28 protein-coding genes are annotated in these 26,055 nt (G+C 69.0%); 1 reads left to right on the top strand and 27 read right to left on the bottom strand.

From position 1 onward, the window contains the following. Positions 1-32: 32 nt before the first annotated feature. Both tsf and rpsB read right to left on the bottom strand, forming a co-directional pair. Positions 33-857, bottom strand: a complete 825-nt coding sequence (tsf, locus tag AC069I_RS12210) for a translation elongation factor Ts (RefSeq protein ID WP_340687351.1) — start codon at positions 855-857, stop codon at positions 33-35. A gap of 93 nt (positions 858-950) precedes the next feature. Continuing rightward, positions 951-1,823: a 30S ribosomal protein S2 gene (gene rpsB, locus AC069I_RS12205; RefSeq protein WP_034310929.1), complete on the bottom strand. Its 873-nt coding sequence runs from the start codon at positions 1,821-1,823 to the stop codon at positions 951-953. A 381-nt stretch (positions 1,824-2,204) separates the two neighbouring features. Between rpsB and AC069I_RS12200 the strand changes: the two genes are divergently transcribed. Then, complete coding sequence (locus AC069I_RS12200; protein ID WP_478225589.1) at positions 2,205-2,810, top strand: murein hydrolase activator EnvC family protein; 606 nt, start codon at positions 2,205-2,207, stop codon at positions 2,808-2,810. 455 nt (positions 2,811-3,265) lie between these two features. On the opposite strand, the gene AC069I_RS12195 is transcribed toward AC069I_RS12200, so the two are convergent. The 25 genes from AC069I_RS12195 to AC069I_RS12075 form a co-directional block, all read right to left on the bottom strand. After that, a complete protein-coding gene (locus tag AC069I_RS12195) occupies positions 3,266-4,114 on the bottom strand; it encodes a FliA/WhiG family RNA polymerase sigma factor (protein WP_478225590.1) in 849 nt (282 codons plus the stop codon). A gap of 107 nt (positions 4,115-4,221) precedes the next feature. Further along, a complete protein-coding gene (locus AC069I_RS12190; protein ID WP_478225591.1) occupies positions 4,222-5,217 on the bottom strand; it encodes a tyrosine recombinase XerC in 996 nt (331 codons plus the stop codon). Between the two features lie 105 nt (positions 5,218-5,322). After that, a complete protein-coding gene (gene dprA / locus AC069I_RS12185; protein ID WP_478265424.1) occupies positions 5,323-6,462 on the bottom strand; it encodes a DNA-processing protein DprA in 1,140 nt (379 codons plus the stop codon). Continuing rightward, entirely contained in the window at positions 6,459-7,970 is a 1,512-nt protein-coding gene (locus tag AC069I_RS12180; protein ID WP_478225593.1) for a YifB family Mg chelatase-like AAA ATPase, read from the bottom strand. The genes dprA and AC069I_RS12180 overlap by 4 nt, the downstream gene beginning before the upstream one ends. Next, positions 7,971-8,357, bottom strand: a complete 387-nt coding sequence (locus AC069I_RS12175; RefSeq protein ID WP_478265423.1) for a YraN family protein — start codon at positions 8,355-8,357, stop codon at positions 7,971-7,973. A 232-nt stretch (positions 8,358-8,589) separates the two neighbouring features. Then, positions 8,590-8,913, bottom strand: coding sequence for a DUF2469 domain-containing protein (locus AC069I_RS12170; protein ID WP_003096226.1), 324 nt, complete (start codon positions 8,911-8,913; stop codon positions 8,590-8,592). Next, positions 8,910-9,689, bottom strand: a complete 780-nt coding sequence (locus tag AC069I_RS12165; RefSeq protein WP_478265484.1) for a ribonuclease HII — start codon at positions 9,687-9,689, stop codon at positions 8,910-8,912. Before AC069I_RS12165 ends, AC069I_RS12170 begins: the two co-directional genes overlap by 4 nt. Before the next feature lie 58 nt (positions 9,690-9,747). Further along, on the bottom strand, positions 9,748-10,698 hold the full coding sequence (lepB, locus tag AC069I_RS12160) for a signal peptidase I (protein WP_478225594.1): 951 nt from the start codon (positions 10,696-10,698) through the stop codon (positions 9,748-9,750). A gap of 31 nt (positions 10,699-10,729) precedes the next feature. Beyond that, positions 10,730-11,098: a 50S ribosomal protein L19 gene (rplS, locus tag AC069I_RS12155; RefSeq protein WP_005154717.1), complete on the bottom strand. Its 369-nt coding sequence runs from the start codon at positions 11,096-11,098 to the stop codon at positions 10,730-10,732. Positions 11,099-11,258: 160 nt separating this feature from the next. Next, positions 11,259-12,023, bottom strand: a complete 765-nt coding sequence (trmD, locus tag AC069I_RS12150; RefSeq protein WP_478265422.1) for a tRNA (guanosine(37)-N1)-methyltransferase TrmD — start codon at positions 12,021-12,023, stop codon at positions 11,259-11,261. Beyond that, entirely contained in the window at positions 12,023-12,535 is a 513-nt protein-coding gene (gene rimM, locus AC069I_RS12145; RefSeq protein WP_340687343.1) for a ribosome maturation factor RimM, read from the bottom strand. Before rimM ends, trmD begins: the two co-directional genes overlap by 1 nt. Positions 12,536-12,551: 16 nt before the next feature. Continuing rightward, the gene (locus tag AC069I_RS12140) at positions 12,552-12,791 is read right to left on the bottom strand and encodes an RNA-binding protein (RefSeq protein WP_003103110.1); all 240 of its coding nucleotides are present in this window, start codon (positions 12,789-12,791) and stop codon (positions 12,552-12,554) included. Beyond that, positions 12,788-13,234 carry a 30S ribosomal protein S16 gene (gene rpsP / locus AC069I_RS12135; protein ID WP_005154724.1) on the bottom strand — a complete coding sequence of 149 codons (447 nt, stop codon included), beginning with the start codon at positions 13,232-13,234 and terminating at the stop codon, positions 12,788-12,790. The genes AC069I_RS12140 and rpsP overlap by 4 nt, the downstream gene beginning before the upstream one ends. A gap of 157 nt (positions 13,235-13,391) precedes the next feature. Continuing rightward, complete coding sequence (locus AC069I_RS12130; protein ID WP_478225596.1) at positions 13,392-14,198, bottom strand: lysostaphin resistance A-like protein; 807 nt, start codon at positions 14,196-14,198, stop codon at positions 13,392-13,394. Positions 14,199-14,255: 57 nt separating this feature from the next. Further along, complete coding sequence (locus tag AC069I_RS12125) at positions 14,256-15,005, bottom strand: CPBP family intramembrane glutamic endopeptidase (protein WP_350579133.1); 750 nt, start codon at positions 15,003-15,005, stop codon at positions 14,256-14,258. Between the two features lie 139 nt (positions 15,006-15,144). After that, on the bottom strand, positions 15,145-16,218 hold the full coding sequence (locus tag AC069I_RS12120) for an amidohydrolase family protein (protein ID WP_478265421.1): 1,074 nt from the start codon (positions 16,216-16,218) through the stop codon (positions 15,145-15,147). Positions 16,219-16,222: 4 nt separating this feature from the next. Then, positions 16,223-17,758, bottom strand: a complete 1,536-nt coding sequence (gene ffh / locus AC069I_RS12115) for a signal recognition particle protein (RefSeq protein ID WP_007032900.1) — start codon at positions 17,756-17,758, stop codon at positions 16,223-16,225. Positions 17,759-17,836: 78 nt separating this feature from the next. Next, positions 17,837-18,190 (bottom strand): hypothetical protein, encoded by a 354-nt coding sequence (locus tag AC069I_RS12110; RefSeq protein WP_478265420.1) that lies wholly within the window; start codon positions 18,188-18,190, stop codon positions 17,837-17,839. A 117-nt stretch (positions 18,191-18,307) separates the two neighbouring features. Beyond that, positions 18,308-19,417, bottom strand: coding sequence for a pentapeptide repeat-containing protein (locus AC069I_RS12105; RefSeq protein ID WP_478265419.1), 1,110 nt, complete (start codon positions 19,415-19,417; stop codon positions 18,308-18,310). A 259-nt stretch (positions 19,418-19,676) separates the two neighbouring features. After that, positions 19,677-20,516, bottom strand: a complete 840-nt coding sequence (gene ku / locus AC069I_RS12100) for a non-homologous end joining protein Ku (RefSeq protein ID WP_478265418.1) — start codon at positions 20,514-20,516, stop codon at positions 19,677-19,679. A 49-nt stretch (positions 20,517-20,565) separates the two neighbouring features. Then, on the bottom strand, positions 20,566-20,958 hold the full coding sequence (locus AC069I_RS12095; protein ID WP_478225600.1) for a hypothetical protein: 393 nt from the start codon (positions 20,956-20,958) through the stop codon (positions 20,566-20,568). 91 nt (positions 20,959-21,049) lie between these two features. Beyond that, entirely contained in the window at positions 21,050-21,892 is an 843-nt protein-coding gene (locus AC069I_RS12090; RefSeq protein WP_478225601.1) for an EamA family transporter, read from the bottom strand. Positions 21,893-21,938: 46 nt separating this feature from the next. Next, positions 21,939-24,254: a [protein-PII] uridylyltransferase gene (locus AC069I_RS12085; RefSeq protein ID WP_478265417.1), complete on the bottom strand. Its 2,316-nt coding sequence runs from the start codon at positions 24,252-24,254 to the stop codon at positions 21,939-21,941. Positions 24,255-24,263: 9 nt separating this feature from the next. After that, the gene (locus AC069I_RS12080) at positions 24,264-24,602 is read right to left on the bottom strand and encodes a P-II family nitrogen regulator (protein WP_020630602.1); all 339 of its coding nucleotides are present in this window, start codon (positions 24,600-24,602) and stop codon (positions 24,264-24,266) included. Further along, the gene (locus AC069I_RS12075) at positions 24,599-25,993 is read right to left on the bottom strand and encodes an ammonium transporter (protein WP_478225603.1); all 1,395 of its coding nucleotides are present in this window, start codon (positions 25,991-25,993) and stop codon (positions 24,599-24,601) included. Before AC069I_RS12075 ends, AC069I_RS12080 begins: the two co-directional genes overlap by 4 nt. Positions 25,994-26,055 lie beyond the last annotated feature (62 nt).

The following is a 26,055-nucleotide window of genomic DNA, read 5'->3' as shown; positions in this document are numbered from 1 at the left end:
CACAGTGGGGATTCTTGTGTTCCGCGCCTGGATCAGGCCTGGCCGACCTCGAACCGGGCGAACCGGCTCACGGACACGCCGGCCTCGTCGAGCAGGGCCTTGACGGTCTTCTTGTTGTCCTTGACCGACGGCTGCTCGAGCAGGACGTTGTCCTTGTAGTACGCGTTGACCTTGCCCTCGATGATCTTGGGCATGGCCTGCTCCGGCTTGCCCTCTTCGCGGGCGGTGGCCTCGGCGACGCGACGCTCGTTCTCGACGATCTCGGCCGGGACCTCTTCGCGGGTGAGGTACTTGGCCTTGAGCGCGGCGACCTGCATGGCGGCGCCACGAGCGGCCTCCGCGGCGGCCTCGCCCTCACCGGTGTACTCGATGAGCACGCCGACGGCGGGCGGGAGGTCCGCACCGCGACGGTGCAGGTACGTGGTGGTGGTGCCCTCGTAAGCGGCGACACGGCGCAGCTCGAGCTTCTCGCCGATGCGAGCGGCGAGCTCCTGGACCTGCTCCTCGACGGTCTTGCCGTCGAGCGAGGCGGCCTTCAGCTTCTCGACGTCGCTGGTCTTCTCGGCCTTCGCGACCTCGACGATCTTCGCGGCGAGGGCCTGGAAGTCCTCGTTCTTCGCGACGAAGTCGGTCTCGGAGTCGAGCTCGATCAGCACGCCGCCGTCACCGGCGACGAGGCCCTCGGCGGTGGCGCGCTCGGCGCGCTTGCCGACGTCCTTGGCGCCCTTGATGCGCAGGAACTCGACGGCCTTGTCGAAGTCGCCGTCGTTCTCCTCCAGCGCCTTCTTGCAGTTCATCATTCCGGAGCCGGTCAGCTCCCGGAGACGCTTCACGTCTGCGGCGGTGTAGTTCGCCATCGTGGGTGTGTCCGTCCTTTTTCAGGTACGAGAAAGTCTTTTGGGGAAGTCACCCGTGGGGCCACCCGGAGGCGGCCCCACGAGCGGGGTGGATCAGGAGGAGGCGGTGGCCTGCTCGGCCGGAGCCTCGGTGGCGGCCTCGGTCGCGGCGGCGGCTTCCTTGGCGTCCGCGGCGGCGGTCTCGGAGCCGGCGAGCAGCTCCTTCTCCCACTCGGCCAGCGGCTCGTCCGTGGCGACGCCCGCCTCGGGCTTGGCGTCGGCGGAGGAACCGTTGCGGCTGGAGCGGGCCATCAGACCGGCGGCGGCGGCCTCGGCCACGACCTTGGTCAGCAGCGCGGCCGAACGGATGGCGTCGTCGTTACCCGGGATCGGGTAGTCGACCTCGTCCGGGTCGCAGTTGGTGTCCAGGATCGCGACGACCGGGATGTTCAGCTTGCGAGCCTCGCCGACGGCGATGTGCTCCTTCTTCGTGTCGACGATCCACACGATGCTCGGCACCTTGGCCATGTCGCGGATACCGCCGAGGGTCTTCTCGAGCTTGTCCTTCTCACGGGTGAGCGTGAGGATTTCGCGCTTGGTCAGGCCGGCGAAACCACCGGTCTGCTCCTGCGACTCGAGCTCCTTCAGGCGGAGGAGACGCTTGTGCACCGTCTGGAAGTTGGTCAGCATGCCACCGAGCCAGCGCTGGTTCACGTAGGGCATGCCCACTCGCGAAGCCTCGGCGGCGATCGCTTCCTGAGCCTGCTTCTTCGTGCCGACGAACATGATGGTGCCGCCGTGCGCGACGGTTTCCTTGATGAACTCGTACGCACGGTCGATGTAGGTCAGCGTCTGCTGCAGGTCGATGATGTAGATGCCGTTGCGCTCGGTGAAGATGTAGCGCTTCATCTTCGGGTTCCACCGACGGGTCTGGTGCCCGAAGTGCACGCCGCTGTCGAGCAGCTGCTTCATGGTGACGACGGCCATTGCCGGAATCAACCTCTTCTGTGTCGTGCGCGCCCGGCTCCGCCGGAACGCGCTTGCTCGGTTCGTCGCTCTCGGCCGGGTGGCCGATCGCCCTGGTGCCGATGCTCGGGCCCGGACCCGGGAGCGAAGTACCCCAGGGACCGCCGGGCCGTGTGCCCCCGGCTGTCCTGACCCTCCGTGAGGAGATCGGCCATCGGGAGCGCGCACGTGCACGCGAAGTCAGTCCGCTGCCGCGGACCGCGCAAAAGAGTCTACTCCCTGTCGCCACCGGGTACCGCACCGGCAGCCCCGGATGAGAGGGGTTGTCCACAACCACCTCGGTTATCCACAGATTCCACCGGCGCGCCCCGCACGCCACGCCGTACCCCCAACCTGGAACACATGACCTCGACGACCTCTTCCCGCCCTGTCACCAGGCATTCCTTCGCGATCGACCGCACCGGCGGCAGGCACCGCCGCCCAGGGCACGCCCGGCGCCTTCCCCGCCTCGCGATCCTCGCTACCGTGCTCGCGATCCTCACGTCCGCGGCGATGCCCGGAACGGCGAGAGGGGCGCCTTCCCCGCAGGGGCGCCTCTCCTGGCCGCTCTCGCCGGCACCGAGCGTCACCAGGTACTTCGAGCCGCCCTCGACGCCGTACGGCCCCGGTCATCGGGGCGTCGACCTCGCCGCGCCACCGGGTGCGAACGTGCTCGCGGCCGCCGAGGGAGTGGTGATGTTCGCCGGGCAGGTGGCGGGCCGCGGAGTGGTGTCGATCGATCACGACGGAGGCCTGCGCACCACCTACCAACCGCTCGCCCCGACGGTCACCGCGGGTGATCAGGTCTACCGCGGCCAGGTGCTCGGAACGCTCGCGGCGGGCCACCCGGGCTGCCCGGAGCCGGCGTGTCTGCATTTCGGTGTGCGGCGGGGCGAAGAGTACGTCGATCCGCTCACGGTGATCGGTGAGCCGTCCGAGATCCGCCTCAAACCCTGGGAAGGAGACTGAGTGAGCGCTTCGGAAGGCCGGTGCCCATGGCCTGCGGGTCTCGAGGACGGATGGGTCGCAGGCGTTGCCCGCGGAGCCGCAGGGTGGGTCGCGTGGTCCTGGCTTTGGTTCCTGGCGTGGTCCTGCTCGCCCTTGCTGCTGTTTCGGTGGATGGCGCGATTCGCGTGTCCAGGCACGGGACGCGCGTGATTTGGGGAGCGAACACGCCGGGACCGGACTCCGCACCAGGTGATCCGGCGCGAGACACGCATGATCCGGCTCCACACACGTGTCTTCCGGCTGGAGACACGTGTCGTCCGTCCAAGCACACGCGTCGTCACCGCCGCCCCCGGAGCATGCGACGCACACACGCAGGGAAAGGGGCTCCGGTAGCGCAGCGAGGTTGCGACGCAGACCTCAAGTTTTCGCGGCCCACCCGAAGCAACTCGGCTGATCGTCGCGGAACAGGACGGTGGCTAGGCCTGCTCGACCAGTTTGGCGCGCAACCGCATGACGGCGCGGGTGTGCAGCTGGCTGACCCGAGACTCGGTGACGCCGAGGACCTTGCCGATCTCGGCGAGCGTCAGGCTTTCGAAGTAGTAGAGACCGACCACGATCCGGTCGCGTTCGGTGAGCTGGGCGATCGCCTGCGCGAGCTGACGGCGGTTGTCCTGGTCGACCAGGACGGCCACCGGGTCGACGGCGCCGTCGTCGGGCAGGGTGTCGACCAGCGAGCCGCTGTCCTTGCCGGCGGCGACCAGGTCTTCCAGCGCGATGATGCTGGTCAGCTGCATCTGGCCGTAGAACTCACGAAGGTCGTCGACGCTGATTTCGAGCTCGGCCGCGAGCTCGGCGTCGGTCGGGGTGCGGTTCAGCCGGGCGCCGAGGCGTTCCAGCGCGCGCTCGGCTTCGCGGGCCTTGCTGCGTACCGCTCTGGGGACCCAGTCCTGGGAGCGGAGGTCGTCGAGGATCGCGCCCCGGATGCGCTGCATGGCGTAGGTCTCGAAGCGCAGGCCCCTGGCGGGTTCGAACTTCTCGATCGCGTCGACCAGGCCGAAGATCCCGGACTGGATCAGGTCACCGACGTCGACATGGGTCGGCAGCCCGGTGCCGACCCGGCCCGCGACGTACTTGACGAGCGGGGCGTAGTGCAGCACGAGCCGGTCGCGCACGATCTGGTCGGGAGACTCAGTGAACTCACGCCACAGCGCCTGGATCCCGGCGTCCACTTCGTAGCCGGTCCGCGCTTCGGGCGCGACGGCAGGACCGTCCCCGCCGGGGCGGTGTTTCCCGGCGGCTTCGGTGACATGTGGGTCGGCGGTCATCGGACCGCCGTTCTCAGCATGCGACTCAGCGTGTTCTCCGTGCTCGTGCGGATGCGCGTGCGCCGCCGGTTCGGGCCGCCGGGTCACCTGCCGAGTCCTCCCCGGCATCATCGGGCCCGGGGGTGCGCGCGGTCGTGGATCGCCTTCAGCCGATCGACGGTCACATGAGTGTAGAGCTGCGTTGTGGCCAGCGTAGCGTGACCAAGCAGTTCCTGAACGCTTCGAAGATCAGCACCCCCTTCGAGCAGATGGGTGGCCGCGGAATGCCTCAAGCCGTGCGGTCCCATGTCGTTCGCGCCCGGCACCGAACCGACGGCTTCGTGGACGACCCGGCGGGCCGCCCGCGGATCGAGCCTGCCTCCCCGCGCTCCCAAAAAGAGCGCCGCCTCCGCGGGCCCCTTCGCTTCGACGGCGAGCCTTCCCCTGCCCTCGTCCAGCCACGCCCGCAAGGCCGCTTCGGCGGGGACGCCGAACGGCACGACACGTTCCTTGCCGCCCTTGCCCAGCACGAGCACGACCCGGCGGGAAAAATCGACGTCGCCCATATCCAGCCCGCACAGTTCCGAGACCCGCACACCGGTCGCGTAGAGCAGTTCCACGATGGCACTGTCCCTCAAAGCCACCGGGTCGCGCTGTTCGGCACCGGCGGCTGAGAAGCGCATGACGTCACTGGCCTGCTCCGCGCGGAGGACCCCGGGAAGCTTGCGATGCGCGCGCGGCGCCACCAGCCGCCCACCCGGATCCGACGCGAGCGCCCCGCCTCGGTGGGCCCACGCGGTGAAGGTGCGGGCCGCCGCGGCTCGCCTGGCCAACGTCGTCCGGCTCGCCCCTTCCTCGCGTTGCCGGGCGAGCCAGCCGCGCAGCGTCCCGATGTCGAGGTCGGAGAACCGGCCACCGTTCCCGTCCACGAAACCCATCAGCGACACCACGTCGCCGAGGTAGGCACGCACCGTATGCGCGGACAGCCCGCGTTCGAGGGAAAGGTGCCGCTCGTAGTCGTCGATCAGCTTCCGGACAGGCTCCGGCAGCGCGGCACGGGCGGCGCGCAGATCGGGTCTGCGGGCGCGTTTCCCCGTGCCGTGGGGACCTTCGGTCGACGGCATGCCGATCACGCTGCGCGATGTAGGGCGGATGGTCAAGTATCGCCGCACCCTGTTGCGGTGTCCGTGGTCGGATCGTGCCGGGATGGCGCCTCACGTGTAGGCCAGTCAGGTCTTGGCGGTCCGTCTTCGCCACCCTGCGTCACCCCTTTCCGCGAAGCCGTCGAGTTCGAGCGCCGGAAGCAGCGAACGGACACGTTCGACCGGGATGCCGGACTCGGCGGCGATCCGTTCCACCTGCCTCGCCGACCGATCGGAGAGCGCGTCGTGCACTCGCAGCGCATCCGGACCGAGCCGATCGGTGCGACGGCGCGGTTTCGACGGATCCGCTCCCGTCGACCCGAACCGTCCCGCCGTTTCGAGGATCTCGTCGACCGAGGTCACCAGCGTGGCCTCGCCTTCGCGGATCAGCGCGTGACAGCCGGCGGACATCGCCGAAGACACCGGTCCCGGCATGGCCATCACGACCTTGCCGAGCGCTCCGGCCGTCCCCGCGGTGTTCCGCGCGCCGCTTCGCCTGCCCGCCTCGACCACGACGGTCCCTTCCGTGAGCGCCGCGATGAGCCTGTTCCGGACGAGGAAGCGATGCCTCGCGGGTGTGGTGCCCGGCGGGTACTCGCTGACCACCGCGCCGGTCTTACCGATGGAGCGCAACAAGGTCGCGTGCTGGGCCGGATAGCCGACGTCGACACCGCAGCCGAGCAAGGCGACCGTCGTACCGTCCGCGCTCAACGCGCCCCGGTGGGCCGCGCCGTCGATGCCGTACGCCGCCCCCGAGAACACCGGGATCCCACGGCTCGCGAGGTGGTAGCCCACCTCGGCCGCGTTGTGCTCGCCGTACCCGGTCGCCGCGCGGGCACCGACGATCGCGATCGCCTGGTCCACGGCCTCGTCGAGCCTCGCGGGGCCGCGTACCCACAGCGCCAGCGGTGGCGCCACGCCGGAAACGCCCCTGCTTTGGGCCACGGCCAGCGAAAGCAACGGCCAGGCCGGCCATTCGTCGTCTTCCGGGATGACGAGACGGGCCTCGCCCGCCTCGGCTCGCTCCAGATCCCGCTCGGCGTAGTCGTGTGCTCGCCGCGCGGCGGTCTCGTCGCGCACCTTCGGCGGGCATTCGGCATTTCGCACTCGTTCCGCGGCGGCGACGGGGCCGAACTCACCGACGAAATCGGCCAAGGCGGGTGCCGGCGGCTCGGCCACGCGCAGGAGATACGACCGGGCGATGCGCTCGGCGTCGAGTTCACTCATCCGGATGACCTCTCTCGGAAATTCAGGGCAGCCGCGACCTCGTCCGCCTCCGGCTTGTCGGCGCCCTTCAAATCGGCGAGCGTCCAAGCGATGCGAAGGCAGCGGTCGGCGCCGCGCGCGGTGATCGCGCCCCGCTCCAACGCTCGGTCCAGCAACGCCGTGACCTGCGGCGGCAGCGCGAACTCACGGCGCAGCGCCGGGCCGGGCACCTCCGCGTTCGTGAGCCAGCCCTGCTCCGCCCAGCGTTTTCCGGCCCGTTCGCGCGCCTCCAGCACTCGCTCCCGGACGGCCGCCGACGCTTCGGGCGGCTCACTCAGGTGTGCGCTGAGCGCGGAAAGCGGGCGCAACCGAACCCGCAAATCCACCCGATCGAGTAATGGCCCGGAGAGTCGGCTCAAGTAGCGCCTCCGCACGGTCGCGGAGCACGTGCAGTCGGCGTCCTTCGCCGGAGCGCAAGGGCAGGGATTGGTCGCCAGTACCAGTTGGAACCGTGCCGGGTACCGCACGGCACCCTTGACCCTCGCGATCCGCACTTCGCCCTCTTCGAGCACCGTACGCAGCGACTCCAGCCGCTCCGGGCCGAATTCGCACACCTCGTCGAGGAACAGGATTCCCCGGTGCGCCCGGCTGATCGCGCCGGGCACGGCAAGGCCGCTTCCACCGCCGATCAGGGCGGGCACGCTGATCGAGTGATGAGGCGCGACGAACGGCGGCACGGTGACGAGCGGCGCGGACCGCGAAAGCGAACCGTCGATCGAATGAACCGCTGTCACCTGCAACGACTCTTCAGCGGTCAGTCGCGGAAGAAGGCCTGGGAGGCGCCGAGCGAGCATTGTCTTCCCCACCCCGGGCGGTCCGGTCATGAGCAGGTGATGCCCGCCCGCCGCGGCCACCTCCAGTGCCCACCGCGCTTCCGGCTGTCCCACGACGTCGGCGAGGTCGGGTACCCGCGGCGGCTCCTGGACGACGGACGGCTCGGGACGGGTGAGTTCCCCTTCGCCCTTGAGCCAATCCACGAATTCGCTCAGCCGCGCTACCCCGCGGACTTCCAAGCCGTCCACGAGTGCGGCTTCGAACAGCGACTCGGCGGGTACGACGGCCCTCCGGTACCCCGCGTTGCGTGCCGCCAGCAGTCCCGGCAGGACCCCGCGGACCGCCCGCACCCGGCCGTCCAGGGCGAGTTCGCCGAGCAGCACGGTGTTCAGCAGTTTCGTGGCGGGAACCGATCCGGTCGCGGCCATGACCGCCGCCGCGATCCCCAGGTCGTAGCCGGACCCCACCTTCGGCAGATTCGCCGGTGAGAGGCCGAGGATCACCCGCTCGTCCGGCCAGGTCCGCCCCGAATTGCGGACGGCGGAGCGGACCCTGTCCTTGGCCTCCTTCAGCCCGGTGTCGGGCAGCCCGACCATCGTGACCTTCGGCGAACCACCACCGATGTCGGCCTCGATCTCGATCATCCTGCCTTCGACACCGAGCAACGCGACGGACCAGGCTCTCGCCAGTGCCATTCAGAACGCCGCCTTGATATGCCGCACCTTGGGCTGGGCGTCTGGCCGGGCGACGATCGCGATGATGTCGTAGCGGACGGGGCACCAGCGGAGCATGAACTGGCGCTGCCACTGGTACGCGAGACGGCGGATGCGGTCCGCCTTGTCCGGGGTCACCGCCTCGGCGGGCGTGCCGAAACCCACCCCGGCCCTCGTCTTCACCTCGCAGAAGACGAGGCGTTTGGTGTCGGTCGCTATGAGATCCAGTTCGCCGTCACGGCAACGCCAATTGCGGCACAAGACGACATAGCCCGTCTTTTCCAGATGCCGGACCGCGAGCTCCTCGCCCCATCGGCCCAGTTCGATATGTGGTGCCCCGGCGGACGGCTGTTCGGCCGTGCTCGTCATCTCGATCCCCCTCAGCGATCGTCACGGTGCGTGTGCGATCAACGCTGCCAGGGTGAGGGGGCGGCGGACAGGTCTGATTTCGTCGCCTGTGGACAACCGGGGTGTTGTGGATGGTTCGGCCGTCGCGGAAGCTCGCCGGGCGGAATCGTCGGTGGGCTGTGCTAGGCGCCCCGGAGATACGTGAAGGCCCCCTTCACACGATGAAGGGGGCCTTCATGGACGTTCCGAAAGATCAGCCGGAGAACGGCCCGTCCTCCGGCAACCGGAGATCCGGTTTGTCGAGTTCCTCGACGTTGACGTCCTTGAACGTGATGACCCGGACGTGCTTGACGAACCGTGCTGGCCGGTACATGTCCCAGACCCACGCGTCGGACATGCGGACCTCGAAGTACACCTCACCGCCGCCGTCGCGCACCTGCACGTCGACGGCGTTGGCCAGATAGAACCGCCGCTCGGTCTCCACCACGTACGAGAACTGGCCGACTATGTCGCGATACTCGCGGTAAAGCGAGAGCTCCATCTCGGTCTCGTACTTCTCGAGATCCTCTGCGCTCATGAAATCCGCGCCCCTCCTCGCGATTTTGCTGCTGTTCCAGCGGCGGAGCGTTCATTGTCACCCACGTACGGGCCGAGGGCACGTATCGGCACGCTCGGGTTTTCCAGTGCCGCGACGGTCAGCACCACCGGGTGAGGTGGTGGCACGCGGTGCGCGGCGGCCGCGGTGGCCACGTTCGTGTACGACCAGCGATGGACCGGGCTCGGACCGTAAGTGTCCAGCGCCGCGCTGTGGTCGGTGGTGCTGTACCCCTTGTGCACGTCGAAACCGTAATGCGGGTGGACGTCGTGCAGGTCGCCCATGATGCGGTCCCGGGTGACCTTGGCCAGCACGGACGCCGCCGCCACGCACGCGACGGCCTTGTCCCCTTTGAGCACCGGGACGCTCGGGGCGGGCAGCCCGGACACGCGGAATCCGTCGGTCAGGACGTAGCCAGGTGTGTTCCGCAGCGCCGAGACGGCGCGCCGCATGCCTTCGAGGTTCATGACATGGATGCCGAACAGGTCGATCTCGGCGGCCGGGATGACGATGACCGAGTAGTCGACGGCACGCTGGACGACCCGGTCGTACACCCGGTCGCGAGCCTTGGCCGTGAGCACCTTCGAGTCGGTGAGCTCGGGCAGGCGGGCAGCGTCCCCCGGGCGCAGGACACAGGCGGCCACGACGAGCGGGCCGGCGCAAGCGCCGCGCCCTGCCTCGTCGACTCCGGCGACGGGCCCGAGGCCCCGCCGGTCCAGCGCACCCTGCAACCCCCAGAAGAGGTCACCACGCACCACTGCCCGCGGCGGCCGAAGCGGCTCGGCCGGTGTGAGCGGTACAGGAAATCTCAAGGCCTTACCGCCTCCGGTCGACCGCCTTGCGCACTCCGGCCGACATCCGCCTGCCGAGGAAGAGCACGGGCCACGCCGCGGCGACACCGACGCCGAGGGGAAGCCCCTGCTGCCAGGCGGGCGCACTGAGCGCCAGCGGCTGGGCGTTCGCCTGCGGGTTGTGGTCCGAAACGCCGCCCCAGCGGCCCGGCGGGAGCACGATGATCCGCGCCTTCCCGATGATGTTCTCGACCGGAATCGCGCCGTTGACCCCGCCGCCGCCCTGGCGCCGTGAGTCGCTCGAATTGTTGCGGTTGTCGCCCATCACCCAGACATAGCCGGCAGGCACCTTGACCGGAGCGAACGTGTCCTGGACGGGCTTGCCGCTCTCGTCCACATTGGAACCCGGTTCCCAGTGGATGTACGGCTCGTCGAGCGCCTTGCCGTCCACGATCACCCGGTTCTGCGGATCGCAGCACTGCACCGTCTGCCCGGCGGTCGCGATGATCCGCTTGACGAAGTCACGCTCGTCCGGCGGCGCGAACCCGATCAGGGAACCCAGCGTGCGGAATCCGGTGACGAAGATGTTGCTGGACTCCGGCGTGTCGATCTCGCCGACCCAGGCGGGCGGTCCCTTGAAGACGACCACGTCGCCGGGGCCGGGATCGGTGAAGTCGTACGTGATCCGGTCGACCAGGATCCGGTCGCCCGTGCACCCCGCGCAGCCGTGCAGCGTGGTCTCCATCGACCCCGAGGGGATCATGTAGACCTTGGCGAGGAACTGCTGGATCAAGATCGTCAGCACGAGTGCCACGACGATCAGGATCGGCAGTTCCTTCCAGAACGACCGCTTCTTGTTGACCTTGCCGAATTTCTTGGAGCCGGACCGGCCCCGCCGGGAGGCCCTGGTGGGGCGCTCCTCTTCGGGGCGATCGGGCTCGTCTTCGGAGGTGTTCTGGGACACGGGTTCGACCACGACGCCAGGTTACCTGTAACCGTGCGGCTACCTACTTGGCGGAGGTCGTCTCGCGGTTTTCGCGGCGTTCCTTGATCTTGGCGGCCTTGCCGCGCAGCTCGCGGAGGTAGTACAGCTTCGCCCGGCGGACGTCACCGCGCTTGAAGACCTCGACCTCGGCGATGTTCGGCGAGTGCACCGGGAAGGTGCGCTCCACGCCGATGCCGAACGACACCTTGCGGACCGTGAAGGTCTCGCGGATGCCGCCGCCCTGGCGACGCAGCACGACGCCCTGGAAGATCTGGTTGCGCTCGCGGTTGCCCTCGATGACGCGGACGTGAACCTTGAGCGTGTCGCCCGGTCGGAAGTCCGGGATGTCGGAACGCAGTGACTGCGCGTCCAGCGCGTCCAGGGTGTTCATCGGTGGTCCGTCCTCGTCTTCGTATGGCTTACGTGCAGCTTGGGCGCGCAGTGTCGGGCACTGCGACCTACCCGGGGGCTGATGGCGTTCCGGTGTACGGCGCCGGCTGCGAAGCCGCGCGTCCACTCACGCCAACCTGTCAAGTATTGCAGACCAGGTCTCAGGCGTTTGACCCGGCCTGGCCGCCCTCCTCGTGCAACCGCTCGAGGACGGCGAGATCGTGCTTGTCGAGACTACCTTCCGGCAGTTGCCCGATCAGTTCGGGCCTGCGCCGCACGGTGCGTTCCAGCGCCTGGTCGCGGCGCCAGCGGTCGATCAGCGCGTGGTTTCCCGAACGCAGGACGTCCGGTACGGCCAGGTCGCGCCAGACCTCCGGCCGGGTGTAGCTGGGGCCTTCGAGCAGCCCGTCGGAGAACGAGTCCTCCTCGGCGGAGCGGGCGTTGCCGAGGACTCCGGGCAGCAGCCGGACGACGGCCTCGACCATCACCAGTACCGCGGCCTCGCCGCCGACCAGCACGTAGTCGCCGATGGAGACCTCGTCGACGGGCATCCGCCTCGCGGCGTCGTCGATCACCCGCTGGTCGATGCCCTCGTAGCGGCCGCACGCGAACACCAGGTGCTCTTCGGCGGCGTACTGGTGGGCCATGGCCTGGGTGAACGGCCGCCCGGCGGGGGTCGGGACCACGAGGCGGGTGTTCTCGCCGCAGACGTCGTCCAGGGCGGGGCCCCAGATCTGCGGTTTCATCACCATGCCGGGCCCGCCGCCGTACGGCGCGTCGTCGACGGCGCGGTGGACGTCGTGCGTCCAGTCCCGCAGGTCGTGGACGCCGACCTCGATGAGGCCGCGGTCGATCGCACGCCCGAGCAGCGCGGCGCGGAGCGGATCGAGGTATTCGGGGAAGATCGTGACCACGTCGAGGCGCATCAGGCGTCCAGCAGGCCTTCCGGCGGGTCGATGACCACGCGGCCGCCCGGGACGTCGACCGCCGGGACGATCGCCTTCACGAACGGCACCAGCACCTCGCGTCCGTCGTGCTCGATCGACAGCAGCTCACCGGCGGGCGAGTGCACGATTTCGAGCACCTTGCCGACGACCGTGCCGTCGGCGAGTTCGGCCCGCAGGCCTTCGAGTTCGTGGTCGTAGAACTCATCGGGGTCTTCGGTCGGCGGCAGCGTCGAGGTGTCGGCGATCAGCAGCGCGCCGCGGAGGGTCTCCGCGACGTCCCTGGTCAGCACCTCTTCGAAACGCACCAGCAGCCGCCCGCTGTGCTCGCGGGCGGCTGCGATGGTGAGGTCTCTGCTGCTGCCGTCACGCAGCTTCGTCGTGACGGCCGAACCGACCGCGAACCGCTGTTCCGGCGAGTCCGTGCGCACGTCCACCGCGAGCTCCCCGCGGATTCCGTGCGCCTTGGCGATCCGGCCGACTACGACGTCCATCCCGTTGTGTCCTTGGTCAGCGATCGGTGTCGACGACGTCCACGCGGACGCCGCGGCCACCGATGCCGCCCATGACGGTGCGCAGGGCGGTCGCGGTACGACCGCCCCGGCCGATCACCTTGCCGAGATCGTCGGGGTGCACGTGCACCTCGAGCGTGCGGCCACGACGCGTGGTCAGCAGCTCGACCCGGACCTCGTCCGGGTTGTCGACGATCCCGCGCACCAGGTGCTCGAGGGAGTCAGCGAGGAAGCTCACGCCTCGGCCTTGTCACCCTCGGCGGCTTCGGCCTTGTCGGCTTCGGCCTTCTTCGGAGCGGACTTCTTCTTCGGCGTGGTGGCCTCGGCGGAGGCCGAGTCACCGGCGGCGGCGAGCGCGGCGTTGAACAGGTCCTGCTTCGACGGCTTCGGCTCGGCGACCTTCAGGGTGCCCTCGGCGCCCGGCAGGCCCTTGAACTTCTGCCAGTCACCGGTGATCTCGAGGATGCGCTGGACCGGCTCGGTCGGCTGGGCACCGACGGACAGCCAGTGCTGGGCCCGCTCGGTGTCGACCTCGATGAAGCTCGGCTCTTCCTTGGGGTGGTACTTGCCGATCGTCTCGATGGCCTTGCCATCACGGCGGGTGCGCGCGTCGGCGACGATGATGCGGTAGTACGGCGCACGGATCTTGCCGAGACGCTGCAGCTTGATCTTGACGGCCACGGGTGTGGGTACTCCTCAGTTCTCTCTGATGCATGTGGAAGGCGCACGCCAGCCGAGTGGGGACACGGCTGCGCACACCCGAAGGGTGAGCTCGGGCGCGGTGAGAGGGTCCGGCCAAAGCAGGCAAGCGTACATTCTGCCAGACGCTGATCGGCTGTCAGAACGCGGCTATCCCGAGCGAGGCCAGCAGGATCGTCACGGCCGGGAGGAAGTTGTTCACCTGATGGGCGACCACGCTGCCGAGCAGCCGCCCGGTGAACACCCTGGCCAGCCCGATCGGGATCGCGATCACCAGCAGCAACGTAGTGCGCAGCGGTTCCAGGTGGCTCGCCGCGAAAACGGCCGTGGAGACCAGGAACGCCGCGATCCTCCCCCAGCGTTCGGTGCGCCACGTCAACCGTTCCACCGCGCCCCACAAGAGGCCGCGGTAGATGATCTCCTCGCAGATCGGCCCGACCAGCCACAGGTAGATGAACATGACCACGGCCGCCGAGACCGACATCCGCCGGTCCTCAACGAGCGCGCTGATCGCCGAGGTCGCGTTCTCGTCGCCGACGACCTGTGTCCAGATGTAGGCGGCGAGCGAGGTGAACCCGAGCCCGAGCACACCGAGCTTGAGCCCGACCTTGACGTCGGCCCAGCTCCAGCCGATCCGCAGGTCGGTGAACGGACCGTTGCCACGCAGGCGGGTGATCAGCAGCGCGACCCCGGCGGCGATCATCGTCGGCAGCATGGTGCCCAGCAGCACCATGCGCATCGGCAGGGGCTGACCGGGCTGGACGTCGCCGAGCAGGACGCTGATGAACGCCGCCGACGCCAGCAGGACGGCTTCCACCAGGAGGAAGGCCCCGAATCCCCAGCGATGCGGCGGTGGCGTGTCGGGCGCGGCCACCTCACCTCCGGCAATGAGCTCATCCGGCGGCGCGGCCTCGGGGATCGGCTCCCTGGGCTGAGATACGGTCACGCCGATCCTCCGGTGATCGTTCGGTTACTCAAAGACTCTAACCGCCTGGACCGGCGATCACCTCGCCGCGAAGAGCAATACAGCCGGTGGGAGGTTGTTGGCGGCGTGCGCGATGACGGACGCGCTCACCCTGCCGGAGAGGTAGCGGGCGAGACCGATGGCGATGCCCTGGCCGAACAACGCGATCGTGCGCGCGGCCTCGCCGTGCAACTGGGCGAACACCAGTGCGGTGACCAGCAGGATCACCCACGAGGGCAGGCGGTGGAAGCCCATGGCGTTCCACAGCGTGCCGCGGAACAGCAGTTCTTCGGTGACCGGAGCGGCGAGGACGACGATGACCGCGGCCAGCACCAGCCAGATCGTGTCGCCGTCGGTGGTGCCCGACAGCTCGGTGATCGGGCCGGGCGAGACGTCGGAGAAGGTCCTGTCGTCGCTGTCGGTCCCGTACACGGCGAGCAGGAGCAGGTTGAGGAGGTAGCCGGCGGCGAGCGCGGCGGCCCCGCAAGCGAGCCCGATCCGGACGTCGCGCCAGGTGGGTTTGAGCCCGAAGTCCGTGCGGAGCCCCTGCCCCCAAACGCGTGAGCCGACCGCCGGGCCGAGACCGAGCACGAGGGTCGGCAGGAACGCGAGGATCAGCAGCGGGCCGACGTCACGGAGTTCGAGCGGGTCGTAGCCGCCGAAGCGGCCTGACATCAGGAAGCTCATGACGAGCGTGACGAGGTGGTATCCGGCGATGCCCGCGAAGAACGCTACAAAGCCCCAGTGCGCTCCGAGCACCAACCGCTCGCGAGCCTGCCCGTCGTCCACCACACCTCCACGCTAGGCCGTGTCCTGTGAGTCTTGTTCGATGGGATTCGTGATCCAGGTGGTTCCTGGCGGCACGGAGACCGCGGACAAGACTCACAGGACACGGCCCAGTGCCGCTCCGGTCACGGATGGAGTCGGGTCAGGCGTAGATCTTGCCACGCAGGACGATGTGGCTCGGATGCCGCAGCACCGCGAGATCCTCGCGCGGATCGGACGGGTAGACGAGCAGATCGGCCGACGCGCCGTCGACGATTCCCGGTACGCCGAGCCATTCGCGGGCCGCCCACGAAGCCGAAGCCAGCGCCTGCTCCGCGGACATGCCCGCCTTGTGCAGCGCCTCGATCTCGTCGACGAGCCTGCCGTGCTCGACCATGCCGCCCGCGTCGCTTCCGGCGTACACCGCGACGCCCGCCTCGATCGCCGTCGAGACCATCTCCCCCACGCCGGCGTGCAGTGCCCGCATGTGGTCGGCGTACACCGGGTATTTGCCTGCCTTGTCCGCGATACCCGGGAAATTCTCGATGTTGATCAGAGTCGGCACGAGCGCGATCCCGCGTTCGGCGAGGACGTCCAGCTGGTCCGTAGAAAGCTCAGTGCCGTGTTCGAGGCAATCGATCCCCGCGTCGATCAGGCCCGGCAACGCGGCCTGGCCGAACACGTGCGCCGTCACCTTGGCGCCCTCTGCGTGCGCGGCGGCGATGGCCTCGGCGAGGACGTCGTCGGGCCAGAGCGGCGCGAGATCGCCGACACCGCGGTCGATCCAGTCGCCGACGAGTTTGACCCAGCCGTCACCGTCACGCGCTTGTTCGGCGACCGCCTTCGGCAGTTCGGAAGGGTCTTCGAGTTCGATGCCCAGGCCGGGGATGTAGAGCTTGCGCAGGGCGAGATGCCGTCCGGCGCGGATGATCCGCGGCAGATCGGCCCGCTCCTGCAACGGCCGGACGTCGATCGGCAGCCCGCAGTCGCGGATCAGCAGCGTCCCGGCGTCGCGATCGGTGATCGCCTGTTCGGCGGCCTCTTCCAGCGTGGTCGCGCCGCCGACGCCGATCCCGGGGTGACAATGCGCGTCGACCAGCCCGGGAACCAGAAAGCCTTCCCGGACCACGGTTTCCGCTCCGGCGACCGGTTCGGTGGTGATCCGGCCGCCGGTGACCCACAGCTCGCGGTGCTCGCCGTCCGGCAGGACGACGCCGGCCAGGTGCAGCGCTTCCACGGGGCTACTTGTCCTTCGGCAGCTTGAACTTCTTCGGGTCGAACCCTGGGACGTCGTTCATGCCGCCGAGCTGCGAGAGGTCGGGCATTCCACCGGGCATACCGCCGCCCGGGGGGAGCATCGGCATGCCGCCGGGGAAGCCGCCACGGACCTTGGGCTGCGTCGGGCCGCGCCCCTTGCCCTTCTTCCCCTTCTTGCCCTTGCGGTTCTTGCTGCCGCCGCCTCCGCCGCCGAAGCCGAACCGGCCCGCCATCTGCGCCATCATCTTGCGCGCTTCGAAGAACCGGTTGACCAGGTCGTTGACGTCGCGGACGGCGACACCGGAGCCCTTCGAGATCCGGACGCGGCGCGAGGCGTTGATGATCTTCGGGTCGGCCCGCTCGGCGGGGGTCATGCCGCGGATGATCGCCTGCAGCTTGTCGAGCTGCTTGTCGTCGACCTGCGCGAGCTGGTCCTTCATCTGCCCGGCGCCGGGCAGCATGCCGAGCAGGTTGCCGATCGGGCCCATCTTGCGGACCGCGAGCATCTGCTCGAGGAAGTCTTCGAGGGTGAGCTGGCCGCTGCCGAGTTTGGCCGCCGTCTGCTCGGCCTTCTCCTGGTCGAAGTGCTGCTCGGCCTGTTCGATGAGGCTGAGCACGTCGCCCATGCCGAGGATGCGGCTGGCCATCCGGTCCGGGTGGAAGAGGTCGAAGTCCTCGAGCTTCTCACCGTTGGAGGCGAACAGGATCGGCTGGCCGGTGACCTGGCGGACGGACAGCGCGGCACCACCGCGGGCGTCACCGTCGAGCTTAGTGAGCACGACACCGGTGAAGCCGACGCCGTCGCGGAACGCCTCGGCCGTGGTGACCGCGTCCTGACCGATCATCGCGTCGACGACGAACAGCGTCTCGTCCGGCGAAACGGCGTCGCGGATGTCCGCGGCCTGCTTCATCAGCTCTTCGTCGACGCCGAGACGGCCGGCGGTGTCGACCAGGACGATGTCGTGCTGGGCGCGCTTGGCCTCGTCGATGGCGCGGCGGGCGACGTCGACCGGGTCGCCGACGCCGTTCCCGGGCTCGGGCGCGAAGACCGCGACCCCGGCCCGCTCGCCGACGACCTGCAGCTGCGTGACCGCGTTGGGACGCTGGAGGTCACACGCGACCAGCATCGGCGCGTGACCCTGCTTCTTCAGCCACATCGCGAGCTTGCCAGCGAGCGTCGTCTTACCGGCACCCTGCAGACCCGCGAGCATGATGACCGTCGGCGGGTTCTTCGCGAACGTGAGCCGCCTGGTCTCGCCGCCGAGGATGGTGACGAGTTCCTCGTTGACGATCTTGATGACCTGCTGCGCCGGGTTCAGCGCGCCGTGCACCTCGGCGCCCTTGGCGCGCTCCTTGATCCGGGCGATGAAGTCCTTGACCACAGACAGCGCGACATCCGCCTCGAGCAGCGCGATACGGATCTCGCGCGCGGTGGCGTCGATGTCGGCGTCGGAGAGCCTGCCCTTGCGAGACAGCGTCTGCAGGGCGGACGTGAGCCGATCGGAGAGGGTGTCGAACACGGGTGTGCACGCTCCAGCTGGGTCGTTGTGGCTCGCCGGTACCAACCGGCGGCTTCCCAGGGTAGTCGGTGTCGGAGGTCAGCGTTTGACGCGGTTGCGCACGGCCAGCAGGGCCAGGCCGAGCAGCAGCGGCCCGAGGACGCGCGTGACCAGCCGCAAGACCTCTCCGAGCGGCGTCAGGTCCTTCGGCAGCGACGCCAGTTTCGTTTCCAGCGAAACGGTGCTTTGGGCGACGTAGATCAACGTGTCACCGAAGGCGGGCGTGGTCTTGAAGCCGCCCAGCCAGATGCTCGTGCTCACGACGGCTATGAGGACCGCCAGGGTCGCGAGGGCTCTGAGGGCACGAAGGCCGTAGCCGGAGACGAGCCAGTAGAGATGGAGGATGACGCGCTCGGACCACGGGGTCGCCCGGCTGTGGCGGCGCATCTCCATCTCGCCGTAGTAGAAGTCGGCGGCACCGGGTTCGTTCTTGCCGTCTTCCTGTGCCTTGCGGAGCTGGCGGTAGAGGTCGGCGATGCGGCGCGGGCCGATGGCCTCGGGACTCTTCCGTCACCAGGCGCGTTCCTCGGCGAGGGCCTGCCGCCGCCGAAAGGTGCCGAACTCGCAGTCGCCTTCGATACGGAGCTTGTCCAGATGGTGCGCGCCGGCGAAAAGACAGCTCGCGAGGTCGATGTCGGTGAGCACGAGATCCGCGACATCGACGCCGCGGATCGACAACAGGCTCGGCTTGAGCATCGCCGCAGACGGCTCATCCTCAAAGAACGGCCGGTCGGCGGCACTGACTGTTGAAGGCTTGCCGAACACCGCCCGCTCGAGATCGATCTCGCCACCGCGCAGCGCCAGGGTGCTCCCTTCGTGAAAAGTGGCCTCGGCACAGTTCAACGTGGTGGCCACCACTTCGACAATCACCCGCCTCTGGAAAACGGCGTGCGAGAAGCTCAAGTCGCGAGCCAGCAGAGGTCCGATTCGTTCCGTTCGCTCGAACTCCGCCCCCGCAAAGCTGGAATCTCCCTCGAAACGCACGGTGTCGAAACCCGGATCAATATGGAATCTCGCCTCGGCGAACCAGGCGCCACCGGCGAACTTCGTCCGCCGAAACTCGACCGGCCCGGCGAAAGTGGCGCCCGCAAAATTGGCCGGGCCGGCGAATTCTGTTTCCTCGGCGAAGAGAGCTGGGCCGTCGAAAACCACATCTCGAAATTGAACCGGGCCGAACTTCGCATGGCGAACGAGAAGTTCGCCGAACCGGGCCTGCGCAAAGCTCGTGTTCGCGGAGAAACGTGCTCCCACGAAGGAACAAAACTGTCCGAAGTCGGTTCCCTCGAAGCTGACGTGGTCACTGAAGATCACGTCATTGAAGGTGACCGAATCGAAGACGGCGTCCTTGAAATGCGTGCGCTTATCGGGAAAGCGAGCGAGAGTGAAATCGGCACGGCCGAAGCTCGGTCGTGCATCTGCGTTTCGCACGGCGCGCAGCAAGCGACCGACCAGTTCCTTCGACAGCACGGTCGCGCGCAGATCGACGTCGTCGCCAGGCTTGAGTCCAGCCAGAGCTGTATCCAGATCGCCTGGTTCCAGATGAGCAAGGCAACGATCGAAGTCGCCGAAGCGGACAGCAGCACACTCATCGATCTGACAATCGCCCCAGGGATTCACCACACTCGCCTTTCTAGCGCAAAACAGGGCTCCGGGACCGATCGCCCCTCGCAGACCGGTACCGGAGCCCCTACGGAAGGCTCGCCTCCCCGCGAGCCGACCGTAAGCACACTTGGCGAGCTTCGCGGGACTCGGTATCGCCGGACCCCCAGTACCAGGCGATTCGCTGCCCGCGCTCTCTCCGCGCGATGGCATAACCTTGCCCGGTCACCCTGGGGTCACGGCAGCGTGAAGACCCCCAACTCCCCCTGAGTAGATCTACTCAACTGGTCTTGGCCGACGACGAAGCCCGCTTCGCCCGCGTCCGCGCCTGGCGTGCCTTGCCCGCCGCTTCCTTGGCTTTCTCGACCGGGCCCTGCTGCAATGCCGCCAGCAGCCGCGTCACGCCTTCGGCCTGTTCGGCGGCGGTCGGCTGGAGGACGTCGTCGCCGTCCAGCTTGGCCTGGATGAGCGCTTCGAGCGCTTCGCGGTAGTGATCGGTGTACCGGCCAGGATCGAAATCCCGCGTGAGGTCCTCGATCAGCGAGACCGCGTTCCGCAGTTCACCGCGCCGCAGGTCGACGTCCTCGTGCAGGAACGGGAAGTCGGGCCGCCGGATCTCGTCGGGCCACAGCATCGTCTCGAGCAGGATCACCTGGTCCCGCACGCGCAGCGCGCCCAGTGTTTCGCGCTGCCGCAGGGTCACCTTCACGATCGCGATCCGCCCGGACTGCTGCAGCGCCTCGCTCAACAACACGTACGGCTTGGTGCCGGCCGGTTCCGGTTCGAGGTAATAGCTGCGCGCGAAGTACATCGGGTCGACCTGCTCGGCGGGGGTGAAGGCGACGACATCCATCGACTGGGTGGTCGGCGGGAGCAGCGACGCGAAATCCCCGGCGGTCAGCAGGACGACGTCACCGTTGGGGACGGGGTATCCCTTGGCGATCTCGGCCGCGGGCACCTCGGCGCCGTCGACCTCGCAGACCCACTTCACCCGCACCCGGCCACCGTCGGGCTCGTGCACCTGGTGGAGGGGGACGTTGTGCTCCTCGGTCGCGCTGTACGCCTTCACCGGGATGGCGTAGGTCCCGAATCCGATCGTGCCTTTCCACACCGCACGCATGGCCCACCTCCGCTGGTCAGCGTATCCACGCGCCGAAGGAGCGGGACAGCTACAAACGGGTGTCAGGGGCGACCGATTCGCTCACACATTCGAAGGACGGTCGGGATTCGGCGAGTGCCTCGGCCGAACAGTCGACAGCGGTGGCCGCCGCACGGAGCACTTCGGCGACGACCTCGACGTCGATCATCGGGGCGGTGGCCAACGCGCCTTCCCCTCCCCCTTCGACCCGGCCGGCCATGCCTTCGAGCGCGATGGCGAGGGCCTGCTGCCCCGCGACGAGGTGCCGGACCACTTTGAGCAGTTCGGGCACGGTCGCGGCGGTACCGGACGCGGTGAGGGAGACGGCGAGGTCGTCCGCGCACGCACGGAGATGGGAGGCCACGACCGTCGGCGGAAGCGTGATCCGCTGCGGTCCGGGCGAGTCCTGCTCGTGGTCGAGCACGTGCTCACCGCCCCTCCGGCTCCTTCGGGTCTCGACCGCGCACATCCTGCCACCGCTACCCTCCGCGATTCGCACGACACCCCGATCGAGGTCAGCCGACGCCGAGCAGAACCACCGCGGCCGCCGCTCCGGCGAGACCGGCCGCCTGGATCCGTGACGGCCGCTCACGCAACGCCACGACGCCGAGCACCACCGGAACGACCGGGTAGAACGACGCGAGGACGACGGCGATCGTGGTCAGTCCCTCCCGGGTGGCGAACAGGTAGAGCATCAGCGACAACGCGGCGAAACACCCGTTCAGCGCGGAAAGTGCCGCCAGGCGTGGAGGAAGGCACAGGCCGCTCCCCGAGGGCAGTGCCATGGGCACGACCGTCAGCGTCGCGGCGAGCCTGCTCGCCACCAACGGCCAGAGACCGGCTTGCGGCGCCGCCTGCGCGAGGGCGAGGTATTGGACGGCGAAACCCACGCTCGCGATGAGCGCGACGCGAGCGGCGGGCGTCGTCCCCGGCTCCTCGCCGTGGCCGGAACGCGACACCGCCCACAGCGCGCAGATCGCCAGTCCGGTTCCGGACCAGGCCGGCGCCGAGGGGCGTTCGCCGAGTAACGCCACACCGGCGATCACCGGCAGTGTCACGCTCCCCACCGCGCTGAGCGGTACCACGATGCTCAACGCGCCACTGGCCATCGCCCGGAACAGGAAGACCATGCCGATGCCCGTGCCCACCCCGGACGCCGCACCCCAGCCGAGGTCCGGGAGGGACGGAGCTTCCGGCGTCAGCAGGGAAGCCGCGCCGAGCATGAAGACGAAACCCGCCGCCTGCCCCGCGAACGCGACGGCGACGGGGGCCGCCTTCCGCGCGAGCAGGCCGCCCGCGAAGTCGACCACCCCGTAGGACAACGCGGACCCCAAGGCGAGCAAGGTGGGGTCCGGCATGCCACTGGCCTACCCGGCGGCCGTGGGTTCAAACGATCAGCGGGGGTCAGGAAGCGGCGGCCAGCAGCGCGGCTTCGATCTTCGACCGCCACTCCTGGTCGACGCGGCCCGCCCGCGGCGCGACGGCGAACGAGTCGACGACGGCGCCACCGAGCGTGGCCACCTTCGCCCAGCGCACCTCGGCCTCGCACCGGCGCAGCGCGCCCGCGACCCGGTACAGCAGCCCGATCCGGTTCGCGGCCCGTAGTTCGACCACGACCGTGTCGTGCCCGCTGGTCTCGTCGTCGAACCAGATCACCTTCGCTTCTGCCGCCGGCGTCTCCCCTCCGCCGTAGTCCCGTTCCTTGGCCGCGAGCCGCTGGGTGAGCGGCAGCGTCCCGGCCACCGCCCGCGCGAACTGCTCACGCAGCAGGGTGACGTCGGGCAGCGAGCCGAACTTCGGCGACGCCGTGAACACGCCGGCCCGTCCCCCGTCGTGCCCGCGCAGCACCGCCGCGTGGACTTCGAGCGAGTTCAGCGCGAGCACCCCGGCCGCGGGAGCCAGCAGTTCCGCGCGGGCCGGGACCGCCAGCACCACGGTCACGACCTTGCCGGCGGCGGTGATGCGCACCTCGCCACGGCCGGACGCGACGGCTTCGGCGACGAGCTCCCGCTGTTCGGCACCCATCGGCTCCGGCGGCACGAAACCCTTTCCGTGCAAGGCTTCTTCGCAACCGGAGACGAGTTCGGCGAGCAGGCGTGCCTTCCAGTCGGTCCACACGCCAGGCCCGGTGGCCAGCGAATCGGCCGTCGTCAGGGCGTGCAGCAGTTCCAGCAGGACGAGGTTCTCGTCGAGCGTCTTCGTCACCCGCTGGATCGTCGCGGGATCGCTGATGTCCCGCCGCGTCGCGGTGTGCGGCAGCAGCAGGTGATGCCGGACCATCGCCGCGACCAGCGCCGAATCGGCGTCCGTCAGCCCGAGCCGGGCCGCGACCTGGGCGCTGATCTTCGCGCCGAGTTCGGAGTGGTCCGCGTCGCGGCCCTTGCCGATGTCGTGCAGCAGCGCGCCGATCAGCAGCAGATCCGGCCGCGAAACGGTGGTCGTCAGTTTCGACGCCTCGACCGCGGCACGCACGAGATGCCTGTCGACGGTCCAGGAGTGCACCGGCGATCTCGGCGGGAGATCCCGCACCGCCCCCCATTCGGGGAACAGGCGCGCCCACAGGCCGGTGCGGTCCAGCGCCTCCACGGCGTCGACGAGTCCCTCGCCCGCGCCGAGCAATTCCACCAGCGCTTTGAGGGCGTCGGCGGGCCACGGTGCGCGCAGTTCCGGCGCGGTTTCGGCGAGGGCCCGCAGGGTCCCGTGCGCGATGGGCTTCCGGATCCGGGCCGACGCCGCGGCGACCCGCAGCAGCAGGGCCGGATCCTTGGCGGGCACCGCGTCCCGCGCCAGCGCGACTTCGTTCCCGTGCAGGACGACACCCTCGTCGAGCGGCGTCCGCACCGGCCGCCGCCCGAACCGCGCCCTTGGCGGTTCCACAGTGGACCGGAGCGCGACGTCCACCGCGTACGCGATCGTCCTGCCGACACCGGAAATCTTGCGCGCCAAGGTGAACCGGTCGCCGAACCCGAGCTCGCCCGCGACCGTCTCGGCCTCCGGCGCGCTGAGGATGTCCCGCTCACGGCGCAGTTCCCGGCGCAGTTCCGTCCGGACGTCGAGCAGCAGGCTCTTCGCGGCCAGTAGTTCCTCGCCGGGTCTCGCCGTCAGCTGTGCCGCCGCCAGCGCTTCCAAGACGGCGAAGTCGCGAAGCCCACCCCTGCCGTGCTTGAGATCCGGCTCGGCGGACTGCGCGATCTCGCCACTGCGGGCCCAGCGCTGACGCACCGCGTCAGCCAGCTCGCCCATCCGTTTCCTCGCGGTCCGCCGCCACTGGTCCCGTGCCGCGGCCGCCAGCCTGGCGGTGATCTCGGCGTCCCCGGAGATGTGGCGGATGTCGAGCAGCCCCACCGCGGTCCGCAGGTCCTCGGACGCCACCTTCAGCGCCTCACCCGGAGTGCGCACCGAGTGATCGAGACCGATCTTGGCGTCCCACAACGGGTACCAGATCGCGTCGGCGATCTCGCCGACCCGCGAGTTCCCGTTGTGCAGCAACAAAAGATCGAGATCGGAGAAGGGCACCAGCTCGCTGCGCCCCAGGCCGCCGACGGCGGCCAGCGCGACACCGGGTTCAGCGGTGTCGACGCCGGCCGCCGCAGCGCCCTTGCCCAACCAGAATTCGTAGAGGTCGACCAGGGCCGCCCGCAACGCGGTCGCCCCCAGCCTCCCGTGCCTGCCCTCGAGCAACCGCTCGGTGGCCTTGACCAGTTCACCCCCGTCGGCCATCCGTGACGCCTATAGGGCGTCCGAGCCGCGCTCGCCGGTGCGTACCCGGATGACCGTCTCCACCGGCGTCACCCAGATCTTGCCGTCACCGATCTTGCCGGTGTGGGCGGCCGTGGTGATCGCGTCGAGCACCTTCTCGACGTTGGAATCGTCGGTGACGACCTCGACCCGCAGCTTCGCCACGAAGTCCACGGAGTACTCGGCACCCCGGTAGACCTCGGTGTGGCCCTTCTGCCTGCCGTAGCCCTGCACCTCGCTGACCGTCATGCCGAGCACGCCCAGCTGCTCCAGCGCGGAGCGGACGTCGTCGAGCGTGAACGGCTTCACGATCGCGGTGATCAGCTTCATGCCTTGCTCTCCTCGAGTTTCGTGGCCGCGTTTCCGGTGGACGACTTGACCGGGATGGAGCTCGGCTGGCCGAGGCCGCCGCCCGATCCGGTGAAGTCGTACGCGCTCTCCGCGTGCTGGGCTTCATCGATACCACTGACCTCGTCCTCCGCGCTGACGCGGAACCCGCCGAGCTTCTTGATCACCCAGCCGATGACGAAGGTGAGCACGAACGAGTAGCCGAGGACGACGGCCGCCGCGAGCGCCTGCTTGCCCAGCTGGCCGAGGCCGCCGCCGTAGAACAGGCCGTCGACGCCGAGCGAGTTGACGCTGGTGGTGCCGAAGAAACCGATGAGCAGCGTGCCGACGAGACCACCCACGAGGTGGACACCGACGACGTCGAGGGAGTCGTCGAATCCGAAGCGGAACTTGAGGCTGATCGCCAGCGCGCACAGGGCACCGGCGATGAGGCCGATGGCGATGGCACCCAGCGGGCTGACGAAACCGGCCGCCGGGGTGATCGCGACGAGACCCGCGACGGCACCGGAGGCGGCGCCGAGGGTGGTCGGCTTGCCGACCTTGATCTGCTCGATGATCAGCCAGCCGAGGATGGCGGCGGCGGTCGCGACGGTGGTGTTGGTGAACGCGACGGCGGCGAGGTCGTTGGCGGCCAGCGACGAACCGGCGTTGAAGCCGTACCAGCCGAACCACAGGAGCGCGGCACCCAGCAGCACGAACGGGACGTTGTGCGGACGTCCGGTGCCCTTCGGCCAGCCCTTGCGCTTGCCGAGCACGATCGCGAGCGCCAGTCCCGCCGCACCGGCGTTGATGTGGACCGCGGTACCGCCCGCGAAGTCGAGCGCCTTGAGCTGGTTGGCGATCCAGCCGCCGACCGAATCGGCGCTGATGAAGCCGTTGAACGAGAACACCCAGTGCGCGACCGGGAAGTACACGACGGTCACCCACACCGCGACGAACAGCGTCCAGCCCCAGAACTTGGCGCGGTCGGCGATGGCACCGGAGATCAGCGCGGGCGTGATGATCGCGAACATCAGCTGGAACATCACGAAGGCGAACAACGGCAGCGCGTCCGCACCGGGCCAGGCGACCTCGGGCGCGGTGTCGGTGGCGGCGGTCGCGAACCCGGCGAGTTTGCCGGAGATGTTCGAGAGACCGGCGAAGTCGAAGTTACCGAGCAATCCTCCGCCGATATCGTTGCCGAACGCCATCGTGAAGCCGTACAGCGTCCAGAGGACACCGACTACGGCGAGCGCGATGAAGTTCATCATCAACATGTTCAGGACGCTCTTCGCGCGGACCATGCCGCCGTAGAAGAACGCCAATCCCGGTGTCATGAGCATGACCAGCGCGGCGCTGATCAACACCCATGCGGTGTCTCCTGCGTTCAGCACAATCTTCCTCCCGTGCCTGGGGTGTACTGCGCAGGAATCTTTGGACCGCGGTGTTTCCTCGG

Source organism: Amycolatopsis sp. NPDC043885 (assembly GCF_056435685.1).
Note: the sequence above shows the minus strand (reverse complement) of the source record. Positions and strands in the feature narration are given on the sequence as shown.

What these genes read in the sequence shown, in the direction of transcription:
- AC069I_RS12180 (WP_478225593.1), bottom strand. Translation starts at nt 7,970, where the DNA reads ATGGCACTGGCGAGAGCCTGGTCCGTCGCGTTGCTCGGTGTCGAAGGC.
- trmD (WP_478265422.1), bottom strand. Translation starts at nt 12,023, where the DNA reads ATGCGCCTCGACGTGGTCACGATCTTCCCCGAATACCTCGATCCGCTC.
- dprA (WP_478265424.1), bottom strand. Translation starts at nt 6,462, where the DNA reads ATGAGTGAACTCGACGCCGAGCGCATCGCCCGGTCGTATCTCCTGCGC.
- tsf (WP_340687351.1), bottom strand. Translation starts at nt 857, where the DNA reads ATGGCGAACTACACCGCCGCAGACGTGAAGCGTCTCCGGGAGCTGACC.
- AC069I_RS12190 (WP_478225591.1), bottom strand. Translation starts at nt 5,217, where the DNA reads ATGCCGTCGACCGAAGGTCCCCACGGCACGGGGAAACGCGCCCGCAGA.
- rplS (WP_005154717.1), bottom strand. Translation starts at nt 11,098, where the DNA reads ATGAACACCCTGGACGCGCTGGACGCGCAGTCACTGCGTTCCGACATC.
- AC069I_RS12170 (WP_003096226.1), bottom strand. Translation starts at nt 8,913, where the DNA reads ATGAGCGCAGAGGATCTCGAGAAGTACGAGACCGAGATGGAGCTCTCG.
- rpsB (WP_034310929.1), bottom strand. Translation starts at nt 1,823, where the DNA reads ATGGCCGTCGTCACCATGAAGCAGCTGCTCGACAGCGGCGTGCACTTC.
- AC069I_RS12200 (WP_478225589.1), top strand. Translation starts at nt 2,205, where the DNA reads ATGACCTCGACGACCTCTTCCCGCCCTGTCACCAGGCATTCCTTCGCG.
- AC069I_RS12110 (WP_478265420.1), bottom strand. Translation starts at nt 18,190, where the DNA reads ATGGAGATGCGCCGCCACAGCCGGGCGACCCCGTGGTCCGAGCGCGTC.
- AC069I_RS12080 (WP_020630602.1), bottom strand. Translation starts at nt 24,602, where the DNA reads ATGAAGCTGATCACCGCGATCGTGAAGCCGTTCACGCTCGACGACGTC.
- AC069I_RS12090 (WP_478225601.1), bottom strand. Translation starts at nt 21,892, where the DNA reads ATGCCGGACCCCACCTTGCTCGCCTTGGGGTCCGCGTTGTCCTACGGG.
- ku (WP_478265418.1), bottom strand. Translation starts at nt 20,516, where the DNA reads ATGCGTGCGGTGTGGAAAGGCACGATCGGATTCGGGACCTACGCCATC.
- AC069I_RS12085 (WP_478265417.1), bottom strand. Translation starts at nt 24,254, where the DNA reads ATGGCCGACGGGGGTGAACTGGTCAAGGCCACCGAGCGGTTGCTCGAG.
- AC069I_RS12175 (WP_478265423.1), bottom strand. Translation starts at nt 8,357, where the DNA reads ATGACGAGCACGGCCGAACAGCCGTCCGCCGGGGCACCACATATCGAA.
- AC069I_RS12195 (WP_478225590.1), bottom strand. Translation starts at nt 4,114, where the DNA reads ATGACCGCCGACCCACATGTCACCGAAGCCGCCGGGAAACACCGCCCC.
- rimM (WP_340687343.1), bottom strand. Translation starts at nt 12,535, where the DNA reads ATGGACGTCGTAGTCGGCCGGATCGCCAAGGCGCACGGAATCCGCGGG.